Below are 20378 nucleotides of genomic sequence, written 5' to 3' on the forward strand. Positions count from 1 at the left end.
ACCGGGATGGACGTACCGCTGGTGTACCAGTTGTTCCGCCAGGAGCACCGCTGGGTAGCTATGTACGGACGGGATAAGCGCTGAAAGCATCTAAGCGTGAAGCCCCCCTCAAGATGAGATTTCCCAATTAGTAAGACCCCTTGAAGACGACGAGGTAGATAGGCTGGGGGTGGAAGTGCAGCAATGCATGGAGCTGACCAGTACTAATCGGTCGAGGGCTTATCCAAAACATAAATCCAAAATTGTTTCGTATCTAGTTTTCAGGGAGTAAATCCTTGAATAAGGCTTTTAGATTTATACACACTCATGTGATGTACCAAATCTAACGCAGATTTTTCTTCGAAAAATCCTGTTTGGTGGCGATAGCGGAGGGGTTCCACACGTACCCATCCCGAACACGACCGTTAAGCCCTCCAGCGCCGATGGTACTTGGACCGCAGGGTCCTGGGAGAGTAGGACGCCGCCAAGCATACCCTAAGGGTTATTTTTTTGCCCTTGAAGTTATTCTTAAATATTAGGGCCCTTAGCTCAGCTGGTTAGAGCGCACCCCTGATAAGGGTGAGGTCGGTGGTTCGAGTCCACTAGGGCCCACCATTTAATCCTAATAGTATTTACTTTGGGGCCATAGCTCAGCTGGGAGAGCGCCTGCCTTGCAAGCAGGAGGTCAGCGGTTCGATCCCGCTTGGCTCCACCATTGATCCCTGATAGCTCAGTTGGTAGAGCACTCGACTGTTAATCGAGTTGTCACAGGTTCGAGTCCTGTTCGGGGAGTCCAATATCCTGAGAGCATTCATTTGCTCTCAGGGACTTAGCTCTCACGGAGAAGTGTCCGAGCTGGCCGAAGGAGCACGATTGGAAATCGTGTAGGCGTCACAAGCGTCTCGAGGGTTCGAATCCCTCTTTCTCCGCCACTAAATTATTGGACAAGCAGTATTTATAGCAAGGCCCGTTGGTCAAGGGGTTAAGACACCTCCCTTTCACGGAGGTAACAGGGGTTCGAATCCCCTACGGGTCACTTTAATTTATTTCTTCGATTGGGGATGAGAACCCATCAGGGTTCGTCGAAGCGTTTACTTCGTTAGCAACTGCATCGCAGTCTCGAACGAATGTGAGAGTATCCCCTACGGGTCACTTTAATATGGAGACTTAGCTCAGCTGGGAGAGCATCTGCCTTACAAGCAGAGGGTCGGGGGTTCGATCCCCTCAGTCTCCATTCTTAATATCGCGGGGTGGAGCAGCTCGGTAGCTCGTCGGGCTCATAACCCGAAGGTCGCAGGTTCAAATCCTGCCCCCGCAATTGAATTACATGGAACTGTGGTGTAGAGGCCTAACATGCCTGCCTGTCACGCAGGAGATCGCGGGTTCGAATCCCGTCAGTTCCGCCACTTTTACTTCTGATTTGGAATACAGTTTTGGTAATCAATTTGCCGGTGTAGCTCAACTGGTAGAGCAACTGACTTGTAATCAGTAGGTTGGGGGTTCAAGTCCTCTCGCCGGCACCATAGTTTCATATGGAGGATTAGCGAAGTGGCCAAACGCATCAGACTGTAAATCTGCTCCCGTAAGGGTTCGGTGGTTCGAATCCATCATCCTCCACCAGTTTCTTTTAATATGGCGGTCGTGGCGAAGGGGTTAACGCACCGGATTGTGGCTCCGGCATTCGTGGGTTCAAGTCCCATCGATCGCCCCATTTTTTACTCCTTATCACTGTTGGGGATTAGCCAAGCGGTAAGGCAACGGACTTTGACTCCGTCATGCATAGGTTCGAATCCTATATCCCCAGCCATTTTAATAAGAGCCATTAGCTCAGTTGGTAGAGCACCTGACTTTTAATCAGGGTGTCGAAGGTTCGAGTCCTTCATGGCTCACTTTTTTAAATAACATATGCGGTCGTGGCGGAATTGGCAGACGCGCTAGATTCAGGTTCTAGTGGTGTAACAGCCGTGGAGGTTCGAGTCCTCTCGACCGCACCATATGTTTTGCGGAAGTGGCTCAGCGGTAGAGCATCGCCTTGCCAAGGCGAGGGTCGCGGGTTCGATTCCCGTCTTCCGCTCCATAATACGCGCCCTTAGCTCAGCTGGATAGAGCGTTTGACTACGAATCAAAAGGTCGGGAGTTCGAATCTCTCAGGGCGCGCCACTTTTATGAAATGATAACAGGCCATTATCATTCTTAATCTGTGTAACGGGATGTAGCTCAGCTTGGTAGAGCACCTGGTTTGGGACCAGGGGGTCGCATGTTCAAATCGTGTCATCCCGATTTCATATATTTTGCGGGTGTAGTTCAATGGTAGAACTCCAGCCTTCCAAGCTGGTAGCGTGGGTTCGATTCCCATCACCCGCTTACTTGAAAAAGCCTTTCGCTTATTGCGGAAGGCTTTTTTGTGCGCGATTTAACAAATTAAAAAAAGCATTTATATTCACCAATCTATTCTCTGTGCTCGGGGGGTGTCTAGGGCTGATTCCTTTTGGCACATTTGCCTCCTCGATCGGATTTCTGGAGAATACAAAGGTTCTCCGACGTGCGGCCTTGTTGGCGGGTGCTCTGATGTTTATCATCGTCGGGGTGTTCCCTTCGTTAAGCGGATGGCTGGCCAAGCTGCCTTTGACGGTTGGAAATGCTGTTCTGTTTGCCGCATATCTCCAAATGTTCGGTACAGCCATTCGAACGTTTCAAGGTGCGGGTATTTAATCCGAAGACCATCTATCGGGTTGCACTGCCCGTGCTTGTTGGAATAAGCATCATGAATATACCGATTTCTGCTTTTAGAGACTTCCCTCCGCTGCTTACGCCGCTGTTGTCCAATGGACTTGTAATGGGTGTTGTGCTTGTGATTATTTTAGAAAATATGGTGGGATGGGACAAATACGAAACGGCCAAGTTAAATAATAAAATGGGATGAGTAGAGGCAGCGAGCTGAACCATAGAAAAAGAAAGCAGTAAACGCAAGATTCAGGTAAAGCTTAAGCTGATGACGATAAGAAGATTTATCTGACTGATCGATTGATCGATAACGGAAGATCAGTGAAAAAATAGGAAGCTACGACGAATCACATGCCGCTTATAGGGAGGACGGGTATGTGTCGTAGCTTCTTTTTTGTACCGTCAGAGGGCAGAATGGAATGCTTCCTCTCTATGCAGCACATTAATATTTTATATTGTGTCGCTTGGAACAATCGGGGATTCGGCTATGACCTTTTATTAATGAGGAGCAGCCCGGATCTTTTTTTTGGTCCATAAATTTAATTCAAGAGAACCTCACTTATGGCGCGTTTAGCCAGCATTTGATGAACGGCATCGTCCATCGGCGGATTATGGAGTCCGAATCTCACATCACGGTACATGCGTGAGAGCGGGTGGGAGCTGGCCAGGCTGTGAACCCCGACGATTCGCATGGCTGTATCTACAATAGAGAGAGCGTTCTGAACAGCAAAGGTCTTCGCTGCGCCAAGGTCGGGAGCAATTCCGGTCAAGTCGCTGTCTGTCAGAGGTCTCTCAAGCTGCTCCCATCTGGCTGCTACACTGTACAAAAAATGCCGGGCCGTCGTAAGCTCCATTTCGATCTGCCCAATTTTGTGCTGAATGTGAGGAAGCTCGATGATGGGATGGGTAAGACTGTTTGGCTGATATGCCGCGGCGAAACGAAGCGCTTCTCTCCTTGCTCCCTGGGCGATGCCAAGATATACGGCTGGAATGTTAAGCAAGTAGGCGTTGGGACGAATGGATTTCTTACCTGCAGCACGTCTTCTAACTAGCGCGTCTTCAGGCAGCAACACCTGGTTCAGCACAAGATCATGGCTCGCTGTTCCGCGCATGCCTGTCATGTTCCAAGTAGGTTCAATACTTACACCTGGCATATCTTTATGAACCAGATATTCGCCTATTTCACCGGTAATCGTATCCGTGGCAGATACGACATAATAATGCAGTGCTGTTGACAGCGAAGTGAATGTCTTCCGGCCTGTCAGCACATAGCCGTTGCGGTCTGGTTTCTTCTGCACAGAGGTCTGCGGCTTCCCTCCACGTGAAGGACTGCCGGTCGCTTTTTCTGAATCAGCTGCGTTAACCAAGGCGCCTTCCGTTATGATGGCTGTACATAAAGCACGGAAAGCCGCTTCATCCCATAGCTGGTTCTGGCCCACGTTAAACACGGTAATATGATGCCATCCAATAGCGAGTGCTGTTGCTGCATCGACCTTGGCGATACGTTCCTGACACTGCAAGAAATCGGAGAGGGATAAGCCAAGTCCCCCATACTCCTTAGGAACAGAATAGGCGTGGTAGCCTGCTGCCAGCAAATCTTCAATCAGTGCGTAGTTCAGCTCATTCTGCTCATCTGCTCTTGCCGCACTATCCATATGTTGTTCTCCAATGTTTCCGATGATCTCAATATGATCTATCTGCGATTTATTGATCACTAGTGACACCTCTATTCGGGTTGGTCTGATCTGAAATTAACAACTATAGCTTGAGTGCCATCTCCTGAATTTGATCGAGCATGCCTGTCATTTCCATTCCGGCATGGTTGCCAAGCAGGATAACCGTTATGCCATTATCCAGATTGCGCGAAATACCTGTGGAATAGCCTGTGCCGCTGCCGTTATGGAACACGATCGTGCCTTCTTCTGTCTCACTGACGATCCAGCCGTATCCATAGTTTTGGTCAGAATAAGGAGAGTACATCGTCTCTTGAATTTCCTCTGACAGAACTTTATCCCCTCGCAGAGCCTGATCCCATTTCAGCAGGTCATCGACCGTAGAATACAGCGTACCGGTTCCAGACTGGGAAACATAATAGCTCGCCTCAGCCCATGTGCCGCTCTGATTAGTATAGCCTTTAATCGTTTTGGTTGAAGGCGTTGCCGTGCCCGTATCCTTCATGCCAATCGGCTTGAAGAAATGCTCCTGAAGATAAGCCCCATACTCTTTGCCTGATATCTCTTCCAAAATAGCAGCTAGCAAAATGTAGCCATTATTGCTGTAACGGTATTCAGCACCTGGCTCTGCCATCAGCTTCTTTGTACGAATCTCGGCCAGTGTATCCTCCATTGTAATCCCTTCCTCACGCGTAAAATTGGAAGGTAGCCCGGAAGTATGCGAGAGCAGCATATGAATTGTAATTTCATTGCCGCGGTCGATTCCGGATACGTATTTCGAAACCGGATCTTCAAGCGAAATATTCCCCTGCTGAACCTGCTGCATGATGGCTGCAGCTGTAAAGCCTTTGGTTATGGAGGCAATGCGTGATTTTTGATCCGGGCGAACAAGGGAATTGATATCCGATAATCCGTAGCCTTTTCTCAATTGAATATCTCCATTACTAGCTACAAGCGCTATGCCTGAATAGCCAGCCTCCTTAAGATACTGGTCAATTGCTGTAGATTCACGATTAATGATTGTCGACGAATCTGATTTCAGTGTGATGATCATTTTGGTAGGTGTATTGGTTAATTGCAGCCCGGCCTTCATCGCATCCGAGAGGGAACGAAGCGGAATCATCAGCGTGCCGCTCATATTCTTGGATGGAGCAGGGAGCATGAGCCGATCGTCATTGATTTGAATGACGTTGGTTCCCGCCCGGTGTGTAATGGTATCGCCATGATCGTAAATTTCCACCGTTTGTTTGGCTTGGTTCCATTTCACTTGTCCACCGAGAGCAGAAGCCGCCTGCCTTAGAGGAGCGTATGTGGTTCCCTTCTCAACAAAAGGGGCATATTCCCACGTCACGGATTGGCTGTCGACTGTAATTGAAGCAGGCTTGGTTGCAACGGAAGCAGCTTGAGCCTGCGAGACACCAATGGTCTGTGTCAATAAAGCAGAGGTAACAAGTATGGCTGATAAAGTTCGATTAAGCATCGAATTCTTATGAACATTTGTGCTGAATCTAATCATGTTGTAAGTAAGCCTCCAATTCTGATTATGACCTTATGTAATGGATCTAACCGGATTAGACGAGCAGCAATCATCAAATCAGGATACCATACTGGTTTCATTTTATAGGATTGATAGCTGGTAAACAACCCATATACTGGGCGGCTTAATTTAATAACTCCTCCATCAAAAATGCTGCCCTGAAACGCAGGCTGCTCGCAGGCAGGCGCAGAGAGCGGCCCGTCAGCTGCTCACATTTGTCCAGTCGATAAATAACCGTATTCCGATGAAGGTACAATTGCTTGGCCGTATCGGCGATATGGCAGTGGTTATCCAAAAAACATCGCAGCGTCTTCAATAGCTCCCCGCGTTCCTTGTCCTCCAGAAAGAGCAAGTGTGCGAACGTTTCTTTGATAAACTCCTGCAGATCCTCCTGTGGAAGCATTCGTAAGAGGTCAGATAACTCTTTGACATGATAGAACTGAACGTAACGCTGCTGCTGGCTGTGCATGCCCGTCTGCAGTGCATCCAGTGCCTCCTGGTAAGCCCTCGGCAGCTGGGACAGCTCATCTGCGGTATTGCTGACCCCGATGGACAGCGATACTTTATGCTGAGACCAGAGCGAATGAATCATCTGCTGTAGACGTGAGGCAAGAAGACGATCAGGCAGCTGGTGCTCGTCTAAGGCAGCTTCCTCAAGGGTATTCACTGGAAGCAGCATGACGACGGCGTCATTTTTGGAAAAAAGAATAAATGAGAAGCCGCTCGCCTTGGCTTCTCCTTTAACGAGCTCATACAGGTCCTCCTTCATTGAAGCTGTACGCCCCCCGATCGAGTCGTTCGGCAGCATGGGTGAATAGGAAGAACTGAAGCTATTGCGGTTGCAAAGCGGTGCATCCTTCTTCAGCACAATACAGTAATAGGAACGCTGCTCGCTGAGACCATATCTGCGGCCGCGATGAATCAGGTCCTGCTTGTCTGAGATCAGCCCATCCACAAGGTCTCCGAAGAAGTCATTCTTGTAGCGGCGGGAGCGTTCCTTGACAGCCTGGCGCTTCAGGAGATCAAAGCTAATAACGTTAGCCGCCTGCTCAAGGGTGAGCAAGGAGAGCGTACTGACAGGATTCTGATTTGTAAAGGACAGCAGGTACCCTTGGGACTGATCGGTTTGGATCGGATATTGCAGCAAATAGGAAAATGGAACAGCACTGCCGGATGGCAGCGGGATGCTGGGAGAGCGGGCTTCGTTCAGCATAGACGGCAGCCAATTCGAGATATCTTGCAGGAACGAGGAGTAGGCAGTTCCAAATCCGGATGATGTAGCAAAAGGCTCCAAGCTGCGGTTCACAAGAATTACAGGATAGGAGAGGAGCCTTGCGAGCTCCTCCAGGATCGTTTGAAGGCTTTGTCCTTCCAGAAGAATATCTGAGAAGTAACGGTGGCTCTCAAGCGCATATCTCATCTCCTCTGTTCTGGATTCCATAATACGGGCCAGCAGCTGATGCAGCGCTTCGGAGAGGGCGCAATCGAGAGACAGCTCAAGCAGTGGAAATTGAAGGCGGTCGGCAGCCTCCTTGGCTTCTTGAGGAATGTGATTAAGATACCGCTTTGTCTTGATGCCAAGTCCGGCACAGCCCAGCTCAGCCATCCTTGTGACCAGCTGTGTCAATACCTCAGGCTTGTCTTTGATGACATATCCGGTGGTGAGGAGGAGCTCGTTAGGCTTTAAGTAATCGAAGATATCGGGCGAGTCCATCATGTTGACCGAGTACACATTACGGTGGAGTCCCTCGCGGCCGGCCGTCACCCGGGAGCTGGCGAGCATGGGAATATCGAGCAGATCGGATATTTTCATAGATTACCTCCGAAGGTATCGAATCTTGAATGCAGCATCTCAATCAAACATCTGCCCGGTTGAAAGGAGCAGGCCTTGCGTGAAGATCGTTAGGGCAAGAAAGATTGGGAGAAGGAAAAATGATTTTTAGGTATTTTACGTCAGGTATACGTGAGGTTATTGCTAGAAGTTGGTTAACTTAACCAACAAATTAAAATGTTTTAGTCTACTATAGCCAATGACAATGAAATATTCAATCCTTTATGATGAGATCAATTCAGCGAAATGTAATAAATACTAACATAAGGCAGGGTGTGATCAACATTAGTACAACGCTTATATATAACGGCACCATTCTTACAATGAATGCGGACAATGAAGTGTACTCTCCGGGATACGTATACATCCAGCATGACCACATCGTAGAGACAGGAGCATGGCCTCTGGAGGAAGGGAGTGTCCGCCATCGGCTTGAGGCAGATCGGAAAATAGACGCCGGCGGCAAAGCCGTCATTCCTGGTCTCATTAACGGCCACACGCATCTGTTCCAGACCTTTCTTCGCGGCGTTTCAGATGACCACCCTTTGTCCGAGTGGCTGCGGCAGGTTATTTGGCCGGGATCGCTTGCCATGGAGGCAGAGGATTTCTATTTGGCAGCACTGATCGGGTGTATCGAAAATTTAAAATCAGGTGCTACTTACATCATGGATCACCATTACATTCATACCTACGAGGAGAACACGGAGAATGTACTCCGGGCTATGGTGGAATCGGGGATTCGTGGACACCTGGCCCGCGGGGGAGTGGATCTAAGCTACGAACCGAGGCTGAGAGAAGAGGAGGACGTTATCTTCGAGCGCACGGCGGCGCTGCTCGACCGCTGGCAGGGCGAAGGGACAGGACGCATCGAGATTGCTATGGGACCATTGAATTTGTACGGATGCTCAAGGCCCTTCCTTGAACGGGCGGCAAAATTCAGCAGGGATCGAAATCTGATCACGCATATTCATGTCGCCGAAACGAGAGATCAGATCGACAATACGCTATCCCGGTTTGGACTTCGTAATCTGGAGCTGGTCGAAGCGGTCGGCATGCTCGGTCCAAGGACTCAAGTGGTACACGGAATTTGGCTCGATGATGGCGAGCTTGAGCTGCTCGCACAGCATCAGGCATCCATTATTCATTGTCCGGTATCGAATATGTATCTCGCTTCCGGTGTTGCAAGGGTGCCTGAAATGCGAAAGGCGGGCATCAATGTTGCTCTAGGTACGGATGGACCGGGCAGCAACAACTGTCAGGATAATCTTGAAGTGCTGAAGTTCACAGCATGTCTGCATAAAGTGTATCATCTGGACTCCACTATGCTTCCTCCAATGGAGGTGCTCGAAATGGGTACCCGCGGCGGAGCCAAGGCAATGGGCAGAGAGAAGGACTTAGGATCACTAGAACCTGGGAAGAAGGCAGATATCGTCATTATTGATATGCAAAAAGCACATATTGCACCAATTCATCGTTATTCCTCGGCACTGGTATACAACGCCAACGGGAACGATGTTCATACGGTGCTTGTGAATGGACAGATTGTTGTGGAAGCCGGACGCTGTACGCTTGTCGATGAGGAGGAGATCATTAGGCACGCACAGGCAAGAGTGAATCGGCTAAGGGAAAAGCTGATGAACCGTTATCCTGTCTACAGTGTTCGCAGCTAATTACGCTTCTATAGAAGGAGGGGATGGGATGGGATGACACATCGAAGGTGGGTGACAAGAAGTATAGAGTGGGGGATGGAGCTTATCTTCTATGTCTTTGCCATTCTGCTGGCTCTGGTTGCAGGCGGGCTCGTGATGGCTGCGGCCAGCGTATCGCCGCTGGAAGCATACGGGCTGATCTGGCAGGGGGCAGCCGGCAGTGTGAACAGTATTAAAGAAACCCTTGTAAAAGCAACCCCGCTCTTATTCGCAGGTCTCAGCTACAGCTTTGCTTATCGAAGCGGGCTATTCAATATCGGAGCCGAAGGCCAGATCTACATCGGGGCACTTACAGGGGCAATGGCTGCTCTGCTTATGCCGGCAGGCACTCCGTTTCTATTGCATCTGCCGCTGTCTCTCTTGTGCGGCTGTCTTGGCGGAGCGATCTGGGGAAGCATTGCAGGTCTGCTCAAGGTAGGCCGGGGAGCAAGCGAGATCATTAATACAATCATGCTGAATTATATTGCTATTTATTTGATCAGCTATATGGTCACGGGCCCGCTGAAAGATCCGAATGGGAGCATGCCTCAATCGGCTCCTCTTCCGGACAGTTCGGTCCTGCCGACACTGCTTGGGTCCAGGTTGCATTATGGTTTTATTATCGCTATTGTCGTCGCGATTATGATGTACTTCCTGCTTCACAAGACGACCTGGGGTTATGAGATCCGCTCCACAGGACTTAACGGACAGGCCGCCAAAGTCATGGGGATGCCGGTGAGAAGAAATATGGTCATGGTGATGCTTGTCAGCGGTGGTCTGGCTGGGCTCGGCGGATATATTGAAATTGCCGGTGTTCAGCACAGGTTATTGCAAAATTTCTCACCAGGCTATGGTTATGAAGGAATTGCGGTGGCACTGCTCGGAAACACGCATCCGCTCGGCAATATGCTATCGGCACTCTTGTTCGGAGGGATGAAGAGCGGAGCGAATGCAATGCAGAGAGCAACCGGCGCTTCCACTTCGCTCGTGCTTGTCATTCAGGCACTGATGATTATCATCGTGGTATGCAACCGGTATTGGTTCGGCAAATACAAACGTCAAATTACAAATTGGATACAACACAAGCTCAAAGGGGCGTATGCCGACCCTCACCCGGGCAAGGTGTCTCTTTCCAAGGCAGGAGGCGGGAAAAATGGGTGAAGAGCTGTGGATCAGTTATGTCGGTGCTGCAATCAGGCTCTCAATACCACTGCTTCTGGCAGCAATCGGTGTGCTGTTCATGTCCAAGAGCGGAATTCTGAACATTGGCATGGAGGGCATGGTGCTGATCGGCGCGCTGGCTGGAGTCGTCGGTGCGTACTACGGCAGCAATGTATGGGCTGGACTTGCTGCTGGAGTTCTGGTCTGCGGCTTGGTTGGCATCATCTATGCATTCTTGACTGTAACGACCGGAGCGGACCAAGTCATCATCGGCACGGCGCTGAATCTACTCGGTCTGGGTTTGACGACGGTCTTTGGCAGGAGTCTTCTGGGCATGGGGTCTGAAACGATACAAGTGGATGCGGTTCCCGTACCTCATATTCCGTTACTTCAAAATATACCTTGGATCGGTCCGGCGTTATTTGAACAAAATCTGCTGGCATACCTCGCATTTTTGCTGGTTCCGATAACAAGTGTGGTTTTATACCGAACACGATGGGGGCTAACGGTTCGTGCCGTGGGCGAGAATCCGCTTGCCACAGATACGCTTGGGGTCAGAGTGCATCGAGTTCGCTACACCTGCTGTCTCATTGGCGGCATGCTGGCAGGACTTGCAGGCTGTGCGCTGTCACTCGGCATTCTGAATCAATTTACGGAGAATATGGTAGCGGGCAGAGGCTTTATCGCTCTATCGGCTGTCATCTTCGGGCGCTGGACACCAGCGGGAACGATGGGGGCTTCCTTGTTATTCGGGGGAGCTGATGCGCTTCAGCTTCGCATCCAATCCTTCGGCATCGAGATTCCGTACCAGTTCATGCTGATGTTTCCTTATATTCTGACCATGCTTGCGCTGGCCTGGTTCTCAGGTAAGGCAAGACAGCCTGCTGCGACAGGCAAACCTTATAAAAGTGCAGCCAATCGTCACGCATAGGCAGCGTCGTGGTGATCAATACACGGAAGGAGGGGATGAACCAGTGCAGTCACACACTTCTCAGCCTATAGAACAGCCTTCGGTTGGAATGAAGAATCCGTCCCTTGTCAGGAGTTCGGCTGATTATATTTTGGAAACCAGAGGACTTACCAAGCGGTTTGGATCGTTTACCGCCAATGATCGACTTGATCTCCACATCAAATATGGCGAAATTCATGCCATTCTGGGTGAGAACGGAGCAGGTAAGAGTACGCTGATGAATATGCTGTCAGGCCTTCTTCATCCCGATGAAGGAGAGCTTCTGTTTAAAGGTAAGCGCGTCAATTTTGATTCACCCAGACAGGCAATGGAAGTCGGAATCGGCATGGTCCACCAGCATTTCATGCTGATACCGGCATTGACTGTGGCAGAGAATGTGGTGCTTGGACTTAAGGAAGACCGAAGTCCCTGGTTTCATTTTCGCAGAGCTTGTGCAGAAATTAAGAGGATCTCAGATGCCTACGGTCTTGATGTGGACCCTACAAAGCGGGTCAGTGAATTATCTGTCGGTCAGCAGCAGCGTGTTGAAATTGTGAAGACATTATACCGCGGCGCAGAATTCATCATTATGGACGAACCAACCGCCGTACTTACTCCACCGGAGGTCAAGGATTTGTTCATTGTACTGCGATCGCTGAAGGAGCAGGGGAAAACTATCGTTTTTATAAGCCATAAGCTGCAAGAAGTGGAAGCGGTCTGTGATCGGGTAACTGTGCTTCGGGCCGGTCAAATGGAGGGTTCTATGGCGATGAAGGAAACCACCCCTGCGGAGCTGGCAAGGCTCATGGTTGGAAGAGAGATCACAGCACTGAGGCATAGTCCATATAACAATAGCCAACGATGCTTGCTCGAGGTGCAGGATCTATCAGTGGTTCGGAGCCAGATCCCTGTATTGTCTGACATCAAACTCACTGTTCAGGAAGGGGAAATTGTCGGCATCGCTGGTGTAGACGGCAACGGACAACGCGAGCTGAGTGAAGCACTCATGGGCCTGGCGGAACTGGCGAGTGGAGAGGTCAAGCTTGACGGCAGACCTGTACAACGTCTGCATCCCCGCTATATGACCGAGCAAGGTGTAGGCTACATTCCCGAGGATCGGCACAAGGAAGGGCTCATGCTGCCTATGAGCATTGGTGAGAATTTGATCGCGAAGCAGTACAAGTCACCCATCTTCAGCAAATTCGGCATGCTGCGGAGGGGGGCGATAAGAAAGACCGCTGAGCAAGCCGTACAGGAGTTTGATATCAGAACGCCTTCGAGCGAGCGTACGGCTGGTCAGCTGTCGGGAGGCAATCAGCAAAAAGTGATTCTGGCCAGAGAGCTCATGCTGAATCCAAAGGTGCTTATTGCGATGCAGCCCACTCGCGGGATGGATGTAGGAGCAGCAGAGTATGTACATAAGCGGCTTCTGGCGGAGAGGGATCGGGGAGTTGGAATTCTGCTCATTTCTACAGAGCTTGAAGAGGTGATGTCCCTCTCGGACAGAATCGCTGTCCTATTCAAAGGCCGTATTGTGGATATGGTGAGCAGGGAAGAGGCAACGCGTGAACGAATCGGCCGGCGAATGGCCGGGATGATGGATTGATCAATTTAAAGGGGGATGCACTAAATGAGGATTAAACGATTCCACTTGTTGTGTACATTGATTCTAGGTATTGCTGTACTGCTTGCAGGATGCGGCGGTGCTGCGGAAAGCGGACAGAGCGAGGAAGCAGCTGCAGGTTCCGGCACGCCTGTTACAGAATCAAATCAGCCGCTTAAGGTCGCTCTGCTCACTCCGGGCCCAGTGAATGATAACGGATGGAATGCGACGGCGTATAAGGGGTTGAAGCAGATTGAGAGCGAGCTTGGCGCGGAAGTACAGTATTCCGAGAAGGTTGCCCAGTCTGATATGGGGGAGTTTATTCGCGGATATGGGATGGATGGGTATGATGTCGTCATTGGTCATGGATTTGAATTCGCAGAACCGATGATGTCTGTTGCCGGTGAATATCCGGATACCTGGTTTCTGGTCACGAGTGCAACCGTGAGCCAAAGCCCGAATGTCGCTTCCATTAGCATTAACAATCGGGAGCAGGGGTATCTGATGGGAACTGTAGCAGCTCTGATGTCTGAAACGGGGACGGTAGCGGCGATCGGCGGGCAGGAGATTCCTCCGATTACGAATTCCGTCAAAGGATTCGAAGAAGGGGCAAAGGCGGCTGTTCCCGATATTAGCGTCCTGACGACCATGACAGGATCCAGTGATGATGTAGCAAAGGCCAAGGAGACAGCAATTTCCCTCATTGAAAAAGGTGCCGATGTTGTTATGACTAACGCGAATCAGGCGGGGATGGGCGGTATTGATGCTGCCAAGCAGGAGGGTGTACTCGCGATTGGCTCCAATGAAGATTTAAACCCTGTTGCACCGGATACGGTGGTTACCAGTGTAATTCAAGATTATCCAACCGCTATGACGGCCGCGATCAAATCCATTATGAACGGAACGATGAAGGCGGAGCCGATGTCCCTAGGCGTGAAAGACGGTGCTGTATACATGAGTCCCTACCATGGATTCGAGGAGAAAATGACTCAGGAAGTCAAGGATAAGGTCCAGGCTACGATTGACGCGCTGAAGAGCGGAGAGATTTCAGTTCAGAACGAGTAGTAGTGATGAATAGGCAGGAAGTATATGAACTCAGGAGGGGATCACAATGATTGATCAAAAACTGCTTAAACCATTAGGCTCATCAGCCCTGTCAGATACCGTGCTCGAGAACGAATGGCATCCGGTATGCGCATCGCATGAGCTTGTTGACAAGCCGATATCTGTCATCGTGCTCGAGGAGAGGGTTGCTGTTTACCGGTCGAGTAAAGGTGTGCATGCGCTGCGCGATCTCTGTGTTCACCGCGGAGCCATGCTGTCCAAAGGCTGGGTAGACAAGAATGAAAACTTGGTCTGTCCTTATCATGGATGGCAATACAATTCGGAAGGCAAATGTGTATGCATCCCTGCTCAAGGAAAGGATGACCGTATTCCACCAAGAGCGAAGGCAACCAAATATCATTGCCAAGAAAAATTCGGTATTGTGTGGGTATGTATCGGTCAACCAACGGCTGTTTTGCCAAGCTTCGATGAATTTGAGAATCCGGAATACCGACCGCTGGTTTGTGGTCCGTATCATGTGAAGGCTGCAGGGACGCGCGTCATCGAGAATTTTACGGACTTTGCACATTTGATGTATGTGCATGGCGGCCTGCTCGGTCACCCGGATTATTCGGAGCTTCCTGATTTCGAGGTGTTCAAGGAACCTGACCGTGTGTATACCGGGGATGTGCCGATCTTTCAGCCGGTTGCCCATTCCGGATCAGAGCATCGCGAGGGAACCACATATGTCTATGTAAAGGAGGTGTTTAGACCGCTTGCTGCCCGTTTATCCAAGAGAGATCAGGCAACGGGTCAGACGCTCTGGATTATGCTGACCGTGCTTCCTGTGTCAGAACAGGAGTGTATCGTGTATATGCCGGTATCTCGCAACTATGCGCATGAGGTGGATGACCAGCAGTTTATTGATTTTCAGGATACCGTATTCGAGCAGGACAAGTGGATTATTGAAACCCAGAAGCCTGAGCTATTGCCGCTGGATCTGCAGACAGAGCTGAATCATAAAGCGGATCTGTTATCCGTAGCTTACCGCCGCTGGATTAATCAGATGGGTGTGCGGATTGGAACGACTTAAGTTAAGAGGGTGCTTCGTACAGAAATAGAGTAAGACAAACAAACAATCAAACAAACACACATTTCAGAGCAACAAAGGTTCACTATGCTATAGCTTGAAAATATAGAGAGAAGAAAAGCCTCCTGACTCTTCAGTGAGGCTTTTTTGTGAGCAGCATCACGATTGAAACTATACTTCTATGTTATCTTTATTGACGCATATAATAAAATATATTGTTAATCTATGTAACTGTTGATAGAATCTGTTTATATTACTAGATTCAAATAGGGAGGATTCATATGATCAAGAGATTTGGTGTTATGTTAATTGCTTTATTTGTGATAGTTTTATCAGCCTGCGGTAATGAAGAGAGCACTACGACAGGGGCTGGAGGAGAAGAGGAGGCATCGGACACCGTCAAAATTGCGACTGATGCGGCATACGCTCCTATGGAATTTATGGATAAAGGTGAGATTACCGGCTTTGACATTGATTTTCTCAAGGAAGTGATGGCCGAAGCAGGCATCAATTATGAACTCAGCAATACAGGCTGGGATGCGATGCTGACCAGTGTTCAGCAGGGCACTGAATTTGCCGCAGGAATATCCAGCGTATCCATCACAGAAGAGCGTAAAGAGACGTATGATTATTCCTTGCCCTATTTTGAGTCGACGAATATGATTCTGTTCAAAGAAGGAACTGTAATCACCAGTGCAATGGATTTGAAAGATATGAAGGTTGCGGTTCAGGGTGCTACTACGGCGGATACACTGATGACGGAGATCATGGGTCAGGGCAACAGCGACCTTAAGAAATTCGAGAGTAACGTCCTTGCCTTCATGGAGCTTGAGAGCGGCGGTGTAGATGCTGCGGTGGCGGATGTGGCTATCGTGCAGGAGTATATGAAGAACAATCCGGATAAAGCATTCGAAAGCATCCTCGATCCGGAGAACTTTGATTCGGAATATTACGGCATTCTGTATCCTAAGGGCTCGGAGCTCAAGGCAAAGCTTGATCCTGCGATCAAGGCGGTTATAGATAATGGAAAATATGCAGAGGTGTACAAAAAATGGTTCGGAGATGAGCCGGATCTAACACGATTGAAGGAAGAATTGGATAAGGCAGCAGAGTAAGCGCACAGGTTAAAACCGGGATGCATGTGTCAGCGGTATGTGCGGGCACATGCTTTTCTTGTTGCCCATATTAAATAAGGGAGTACTGCTCATGGATAATTTTAGATTTGATATCATCGTGGAGTATCTGCCATTGATCCTGAAAGGCATGCTTCTAACGATAGGGCTCTCGATCGTTTCAATTGTGCTGGGTGCTATTCTGGGATTATTTATCTCATTCGGAAAAATGGCAAAGCCGAGGTATTTGAATTGGCCTGCGAGCCTCTATATCAACTTTTTTCGTGGAACGCCATTTTATGTTCAAATTCTGATTATTCACTTCGGTGTCGTGCCGATGTTCTATGGGAGTACAGATGCGATCACTGCGGGGATCCTGTCCATGACACTGAATTCTGCTGCGTATATGGCAGAGATTTATCGAGCAGGAATTCAATCCGTAGATCAGGGGCAGTTTGAGGCAGCCTATTCCTCCGGAATGAACCGCTACCAGACAATGCGTTATATCATTATGCCTCAGGCTATTCGGCGAATGATCCCGGCGTTCGGGAATGAGTTTATTGTGCTGGTCAAGGATTCTTCGCTGCTTGCGATCATTTCCGTTCAGGAGATTATGTTCTGGAGCAACGCGATGAGAGGTCAATATTATGCGATCTGGGAGCCATACTTAACGGCTGCGTTGATCTATTTTATACTGACGTATCTGCTTAGCAAGCTGTTATCTTACATCGAATGTAAACTAAAATGAAAATTTCAGAAAAAGTATAACATCTCAGCCTCCAGTTGCCGATAGATAAAATGTTCTGTCTTTTTTTATAGACAGTATGCTGGTGAAGTCATCTTCATTGATGCATTAACAAGCTGCATGAATTACACATACTGTAGAAAGGGGGCTGTTTCTTTGAAAGAATTACTGAAAAAAAGCTTTGAAAAAATGAAGCTGGGTAACAAAAACGAAGGAAAAAAGAGTAAGGAAGATAGCGGTAACGATAAGCAAAGAAATGAACAGCAGAATGGTAAGATAAGCAGAGAAAAGAAAAGCTTGTTGTCTTTCAGAGTAAGGTTGATTGTGGCATTTCTATTCTTCTTGTTCCTGCCTAGTATAGCCATCTTCTGGGTCTCATACAACACGGCAGATTCAGAGATTCGGAAGTCGGATCATGAGACGATGGAGCAATCCCTCGCACTTGTCAGTAAGCAAATCGACTCTTTGATTGACAGTCAGAAATCGAATATTAATTTGCTTGCAAGACAGACGAATGCGGCGCAAATTGCCAATCAAAGTCCACAGGCACAGCGGCTGCTTGATGATTTGAAGGATGCCAACCCTCAGGTTGAATCTCTTGTCATCGTATCGTCTGGTGGAGATCAGCAAATGAAAGCCCCAATGTATGGAATGAATGAGTCTGTAACAGACCAGCCATGGTATCAGGATGCGCAAAGCAGTGAAGAGGTTATCGTGACGAAGCCTTATAAATCGAGCTCGACAGGTAATGTAGTTGTAACGTTGGCCAGAGCTTTATCAGATGGTCAAGGGGTAGCAAGTATGCAGATCAGTCTGGCAGCGCTGACTTCTACGGTTAATAATGTACATATTGGAGATACAGGTATCGTGTATCTGGTAGATGGTGATGGCAATTATCTTGTCCACTCCCGTTTTAATGCAGGAACCAGTGCGCTTGAGACATTAACAAGTCGTGTAGTAGAGCAGGATAACGGGGACTTGAGTTATGCAATGGGGAACGCAGATAAATATGCGTTCTTTAGCACGCATGCGACTACGGGGTGGAAGCTCGTCGCTGAAATGGATTATGCCGAAGTGGACGAAGCCTCTCGTCCGATTCTAAACGCGCTGATTGTGGTGCTTGGCATTTCTGCCCTCGTGGGAGTGGGGATTATGATTCTGATGATTCGCAGTTTGCACCGTCCGATTCAGGCGATGGTTAGAGCATCCCGCGATATTGGAAACGGAGATCTGACGATCGATCTGTCCGTGAAGCGCAGAGACGAATACGGCATTCTTGCGGAAGGATTTAATAGGATGACCGGTTCTCTTCGATCCGTTCTCGGAGAAGTGAGTGAAACTTCGCATCAGCTCGCAGCCTCCTCCCAGCAGCTGGCTGCCAGCTCGGAGCAGACAACAAGGGCGACAGAACAGCTGGCAACGATTATGCAGGAGACCGCAACGGGAACGATTCATTCCAATCAGAGCCTGGGCGAAGCCAAGCAGCTCGTTGATGAGATGTCACGCGGCGTCAAAGCTATTACAAACCAAGCTGGAGAAGCAACTCTGGCAGCCAAACAGGTATCTGAAGAGTCCCAGGCGGGTATGAGCAGTATCGACCAAGCAAAGCATCAAATGGATCAGATCGGCGCATCGGCGGGTAACCTCAATGAGGTTATTCAAGGGCTTGGAGATAAATCAGTAGAGATACGAAAAATTGTCGAAGTGATTACGAATATCGCTAAACAGACCAATATTCTATCCCTGAATGCTTCAATCGAAGCATCAAGAGCAGGTGAGCATGGGCGAGGATTTGCTGTCGTAGCGAACGAAGTGAAGGAGCTGGCAGCACAGTCGGCTTCCTCTGCAGCACAAATCGCTAAATTGACCCATGAAATGGAGCAGGGAACAGGTGCTGCGACAGAATCTATGGGCACAGCAACCAAAGAGATTACCAAGGGGATCGCTACAGTTCAGGAGGCAGGCGAGCGGTTCAGAGTGATTCTGCAGTCCATTCAAGAGGTTGCTGCTCAGATGGAGGAAGTATCCTCTGCATCGAAGCAGATGGATGCCTCCATGGTCCATGTCGGAGAGTCGTTTGAGGTCGCTGTAGCGATCTCGGATCAGATATCCGCTGGAGCGCAGGAAGGGTCTGCTGCTTCGGAGGAGCAGCTGGCAGCCATGCAGGAGGTAGCTTCTTCTGCAGCAACTTTATCTAATATTGCAGATGAGCTTCAGGAGATTATTCAGCGTTTCAAATTGTAGAGAAATTTACAGAGCGCCCTATCATTCCTTCGTGCTAAGGAATGATAGGGCGCTCTTTTTATTATGAAGTTGGAGTACTGTCGATGGCCTTGCGGACATAGCCTTTGGATGAAGCGAGCAGCTTCCTGGCTGCTATCGCGTCTGAACCGGTCATAATCATAACAATGGCTGTCTTGACATGGCCTTCTGATTCTATATAGGCATCATTGATCTGCTCTTCGGCTGCTCCGGTTGCCAGCTTAATGATTCGTTTGGCGCGATGGACCAGCTTCTCATTGGAAGGGTTAAGATCAATCATCAAATTTCGATATACTTTACCGGAGCGAATCATGGCTGTCGTCGTCAGCATATTCAAAATAAGCTTCTGTGCGGAGCCGGACTTCATTCGGGTCGAGCCCATGATGACCTCGGGCCCGGTTACAGCTTCAATCGTATAGTCTGCCAGCGGCTTCATGGCTGAATTGGGGTTGTTGCAGAGTCCAACGACAAGAGCGCCCAGAGCACGAGCTTCCTTCATGGCACCCAGCACATAAGGCGTTCTGCCGCTTGCGGCAATGCCGATAACAACATCGTACGGGCCGACCTGATGGGAGTGCATATCTGAGCTGCCCCCTTGTTCACTGTCCTCTGCACCTTCCACAGCTGCTCGAACTGCCTCGAAGCCTCCGGCGATAAGCCCTTGTATGAGTGTTGGATCCGTACCGTAGGTTGGAGGGCATTCTGATGCATCAAGGATGCCGATCCTGCCGCTGGTACCAGCACCGACATAAAATAAGCGTCCGCCTCGTTCAAAACTATCCACAATTCGATCGGCAATTCTTGCGATATCAGGTATGAGCGGTCTAATCACCTTGGCGATTTGCTGATCCTCATCGTTAATGAGCTTCATAATTTCAATGGAATCCAGCTGATCAATATGGTCTGTTCTCGGATTGGGCTGTTCAGTAATCAACTGGCTAAGTTTATGACTTAGATGATTCATAAAAGGTACGGCCTCC

General features: G+C 49.2%; 15 protein-coding genes, 18 tRNA genes and 2 rRNA genes. 31 read left to right on the forward strand and 4 right to left on the reverse strand.

What is annotated here, in order from left to right; all coding sequences use genetic code 11:
* The 22 genes from ACFQ3J_RS18680 to ACFQ3J_RS18785 all read left to right on the forward strand — a co-directional run.
* Positions 1-227, forward strand: a 23S ribosomal RNA gene (locus ACFQ3J_RS18680); the annotation flags it as partial.
* A 125-nt stretch (positions 228-352) separates the two neighbouring features.
* Positions 353-469, forward strand: a 5S ribosomal RNA gene (rrf, locus tag ACFQ3J_RS18685).
* Positions 470-517: 48 nt separating this feature from the next.
* Positions 518-594, forward strand: a tRNA-Ile gene (locus ACFQ3J_RS18690).
* A gap of 24 nt (positions 595-618) precedes the next feature.
* Positions 619-694: transfer RNA gene (locus tag ACFQ3J_RS18695), tRNA-Ala, on the forward strand.
* Positions 695-698: 4 nt separating this feature from the next.
* Positions 699-771 (forward strand) — tRNA-Asn (locus tag ACFQ3J_RS18700).
* Positions 772-819: 48 nt separating this feature from the next.
* Positions 820-911, forward strand: a tRNA-Ser gene (locus tag ACFQ3J_RS18705).
* 32 nt (positions 912-943) lie between these two features.
* Positions 944-1015 (forward strand) — tRNA-Glu (locus ACFQ3J_RS18710).
* A gap of 125 nt (positions 1016-1140) precedes the next feature.
* A tRNA-Val gene (locus tag ACFQ3J_RS18715) sits at positions 1141-1213 on the forward strand.
* Between the two features lie 10 nt (positions 1214-1223).
* Positions 1224-1297, forward strand: a tRNA-Met gene (locus tag ACFQ3J_RS18720).
* 11 nt (positions 1298-1308) lie between these two features.
* Positions 1309-1385 (forward strand) — tRNA-Asp (locus ACFQ3J_RS18725).
* 41 nt (positions 1386-1426) lie between these two features.
* Positions 1427-1502, forward strand: a tRNA-Thr gene (locus ACFQ3J_RS18730).
* A gap of 11 nt (positions 1503-1513) precedes the next feature.
* Positions 1514-1599: transfer RNA gene (locus ACFQ3J_RS18735), tRNA-Tyr, on the forward strand.
* Between the two features lie 15 nt (positions 1600-1614).
* Positions 1615-1690 (forward strand) — tRNA-His (locus ACFQ3J_RS18740).
* Between the two features lie 21 nt (positions 1691-1711).
* Positions 1712-1786, forward strand: a tRNA-Gln gene (locus ACFQ3J_RS18745).
* 9 nt (positions 1787-1795) lie between these two features.
* Positions 1796-1868: transfer RNA gene (locus ACFQ3J_RS18750), tRNA-Lys, on the forward strand.
* Positions 1869-1886: 18 nt separating this feature from the next.
* Positions 1887-1973 (forward strand) — tRNA-Leu (locus ACFQ3J_RS18755).
* An 8-nt stretch (positions 1974-1981) separates the two neighbouring features.
* Positions 1982-2056 (forward strand) — tRNA-Gly (locus ACFQ3J_RS18760).
* Positions 2057-2062: 6 nt separating this feature from the next.
* A tRNA-Arg gene (locus tag ACFQ3J_RS18765) sits at positions 2063-2139 on the forward strand.
* Positions 2140-2185: 46 nt separating this feature from the next.
* A tRNA-Pro gene (locus ACFQ3J_RS18770) sits at positions 2186-2259 on the forward strand.
* A gap of 13 nt (positions 2260-2272) precedes the next feature.
* Positions 2273-2343: transfer RNA gene (locus ACFQ3J_RS18775), tRNA-Gly, on the forward strand.
* A 93-nt stretch (positions 2344-2436) separates the two neighbouring features.
* Positions 2437-2691 (forward strand): solute carrier family 23 protein, encoded by a 255-nt coding sequence (locus ACFQ3J_RS18780; RefSeq protein ID WP_251583864.1) that lies wholly within the window; start codon positions 2437-2439, stop codon positions 2689-2691.
* A gap of 52 nt (positions 2692-2743) precedes the next feature.
* Positions 2744-2902, forward strand: coding sequence for a hypothetical protein (locus ACFQ3J_RS18785; protein WP_251583670.1), 159 nt, complete (start codon positions 2744-2746; stop codon positions 2900-2902).
* Between the two features lie 340 nt (positions 2903-3242).
* On the opposite strand, the gene ACFQ3J_RS18790 is transcribed toward ACFQ3J_RS18785, so the two are convergent.
* From ACFQ3J_RS18790 to ACFQ3J_RS18800, 3 genes are all read right to left on the reverse strand, one after another.
* Positions 3243-4418 carry an acyl-CoA dehydrogenase family protein gene (locus ACFQ3J_RS18790; RefSeq protein ID WP_379293628.1) on the reverse strand — a complete coding sequence of 392 codons (1176 nt, stop codon included), beginning with the start codon at positions 4416-4418 and terminating at the stop codon, positions 3243-3245.
* 43 nt (positions 4419-4461) lie between these two features.
* Positions 4462-5892, reverse strand: a complete 1431-nt coding sequence (locus tag ACFQ3J_RS18795) for a serine hydrolase (RefSeq protein WP_251583672.1) — start codon at positions 5890-5892, stop codon at positions 4462-4464.
* Between the two features lie 145 nt (positions 5893-6037).
* On the reverse strand, positions 6038-7726 hold the full coding sequence (locus tag ACFQ3J_RS18800; protein WP_251583673.1) for a PucR family transcriptional regulator: 1689 nt from the start codon (positions 7724-7726) through the stop codon (positions 6038-6040).
* A gap of 293 nt (positions 7727-8019) precedes the next feature.
* Here ACFQ3J_RS18800 and ACFQ3J_RS18805 point away from each other — a divergent pair, with 293 nt between their 5' ends.
* The 9 genes from ACFQ3J_RS18805 (at position 8020) to ACFQ3J_RS18845 (ending at position 19380) form a co-directional block, all read left to right on the forward strand.
* Positions 8020-9414: an amidohydrolase family protein gene (locus ACFQ3J_RS18805; RefSeq protein ID WP_251583674.1), complete on the forward strand. Its 1395-nt coding sequence runs from the start codon at positions 8020-8022 to the stop codon at positions 9412-9414.
* Positions 9415-9447: 33 nt separating this feature from the next.
* On the forward strand, positions 9448-10593 hold the full coding sequence (locus ACFQ3J_RS18810; RefSeq protein WP_251583675.1) for an ABC transporter permease: 1146 nt from the start codon (positions 9448-9450) through the stop codon (positions 10591-10593).
* Positions 10586-11524 (forward strand): ABC transporter permease, encoded by a 939-nt coding sequence (locus tag ACFQ3J_RS18815; RefSeq protein ID WP_251583676.1) that lies wholly within the window; start codon positions 10586-10588, stop codon positions 11522-11524. The genes ACFQ3J_RS18810 and ACFQ3J_RS18815 overlap by 8 nt, the downstream gene beginning before the upstream one ends.
* Positions 11525-11612: 88 nt before the next feature.
* The gene (locus ACFQ3J_RS18820; protein WP_251583865.1) at positions 11613-13148 is read left to right on the forward strand and encodes an ABC transporter ATP-binding protein; all 1536 of its coding nucleotides are present in this window, start codon (positions 11613-11615) and stop codon (positions 13146-13148) included.
* Between the two features lie 24 nt (positions 13149-13172).
* Positions 13173-14210: a BMP family protein gene (locus tag ACFQ3J_RS18825; protein ID WP_251583677.1), complete on the forward strand. Its 1038-nt coding sequence runs from the start codon at positions 13173-13175 to the stop codon at positions 14208-14210.
* Between the two features lie 46 nt (positions 14211-14256).
* Positions 14257-15282, forward strand: a complete 1026-nt coding sequence (locus ACFQ3J_RS18830; protein ID WP_251583678.1) for an aromatic ring-hydroxylating dioxygenase subunit alpha — start codon at positions 14257-14259, stop codon at positions 15280-15282.
* A gap of 278 nt (positions 15283-15560) precedes the next feature.
* Positions 15561-16394, forward strand: coding sequence for a basic amino acid ABC transporter substrate-binding protein (locus tag ACFQ3J_RS18835; protein ID WP_251583679.1), 834 nt, complete (start codon positions 15561-15563; stop codon positions 16392-16394).
* 91 nt (positions 16395-16485) lie between these two features.
* Positions 16486-17139, forward strand: coding sequence for an amino acid ABC transporter permease (locus ACFQ3J_RS18840; RefSeq protein WP_091159298.1), 654 nt, complete (start codon positions 16486-16488; stop codon positions 17137-17139).
* A gap of 153 nt (positions 17140-17292) precedes the next feature.
* A complete protein-coding gene (locus tag ACFQ3J_RS18845; protein WP_251583680.1) occupies positions 17293-19380 on the forward strand; it encodes a methyl-accepting chemotaxis protein in 2088 nt (695 codons plus the stop codon).
* 61 nt (positions 19381-19441) lie between these two features.
* On the opposite strand, the gene murQ is transcribed toward ACFQ3J_RS18845, so the two are convergent.
* Entirely contained in the window at positions 19442-20362 is a 921-nt protein-coding gene (gene murQ, locus ACFQ3J_RS18850) for an N-acetylmuramic acid 6-phosphate etherase (protein WP_251583681.1), read from the reverse strand.
* Positions 20363-20378: the final 16 nt, after the last annotated feature.

It is taken from the genome of Paenibacillus provencensis (assembly GCF_042678545.1).
Classification (GTDB): Bacteria; Bacillota; Bacilli; order Paenibacillales; family Paenibacillaceae; genus Paenibacillus; species Paenibacillus provencensis.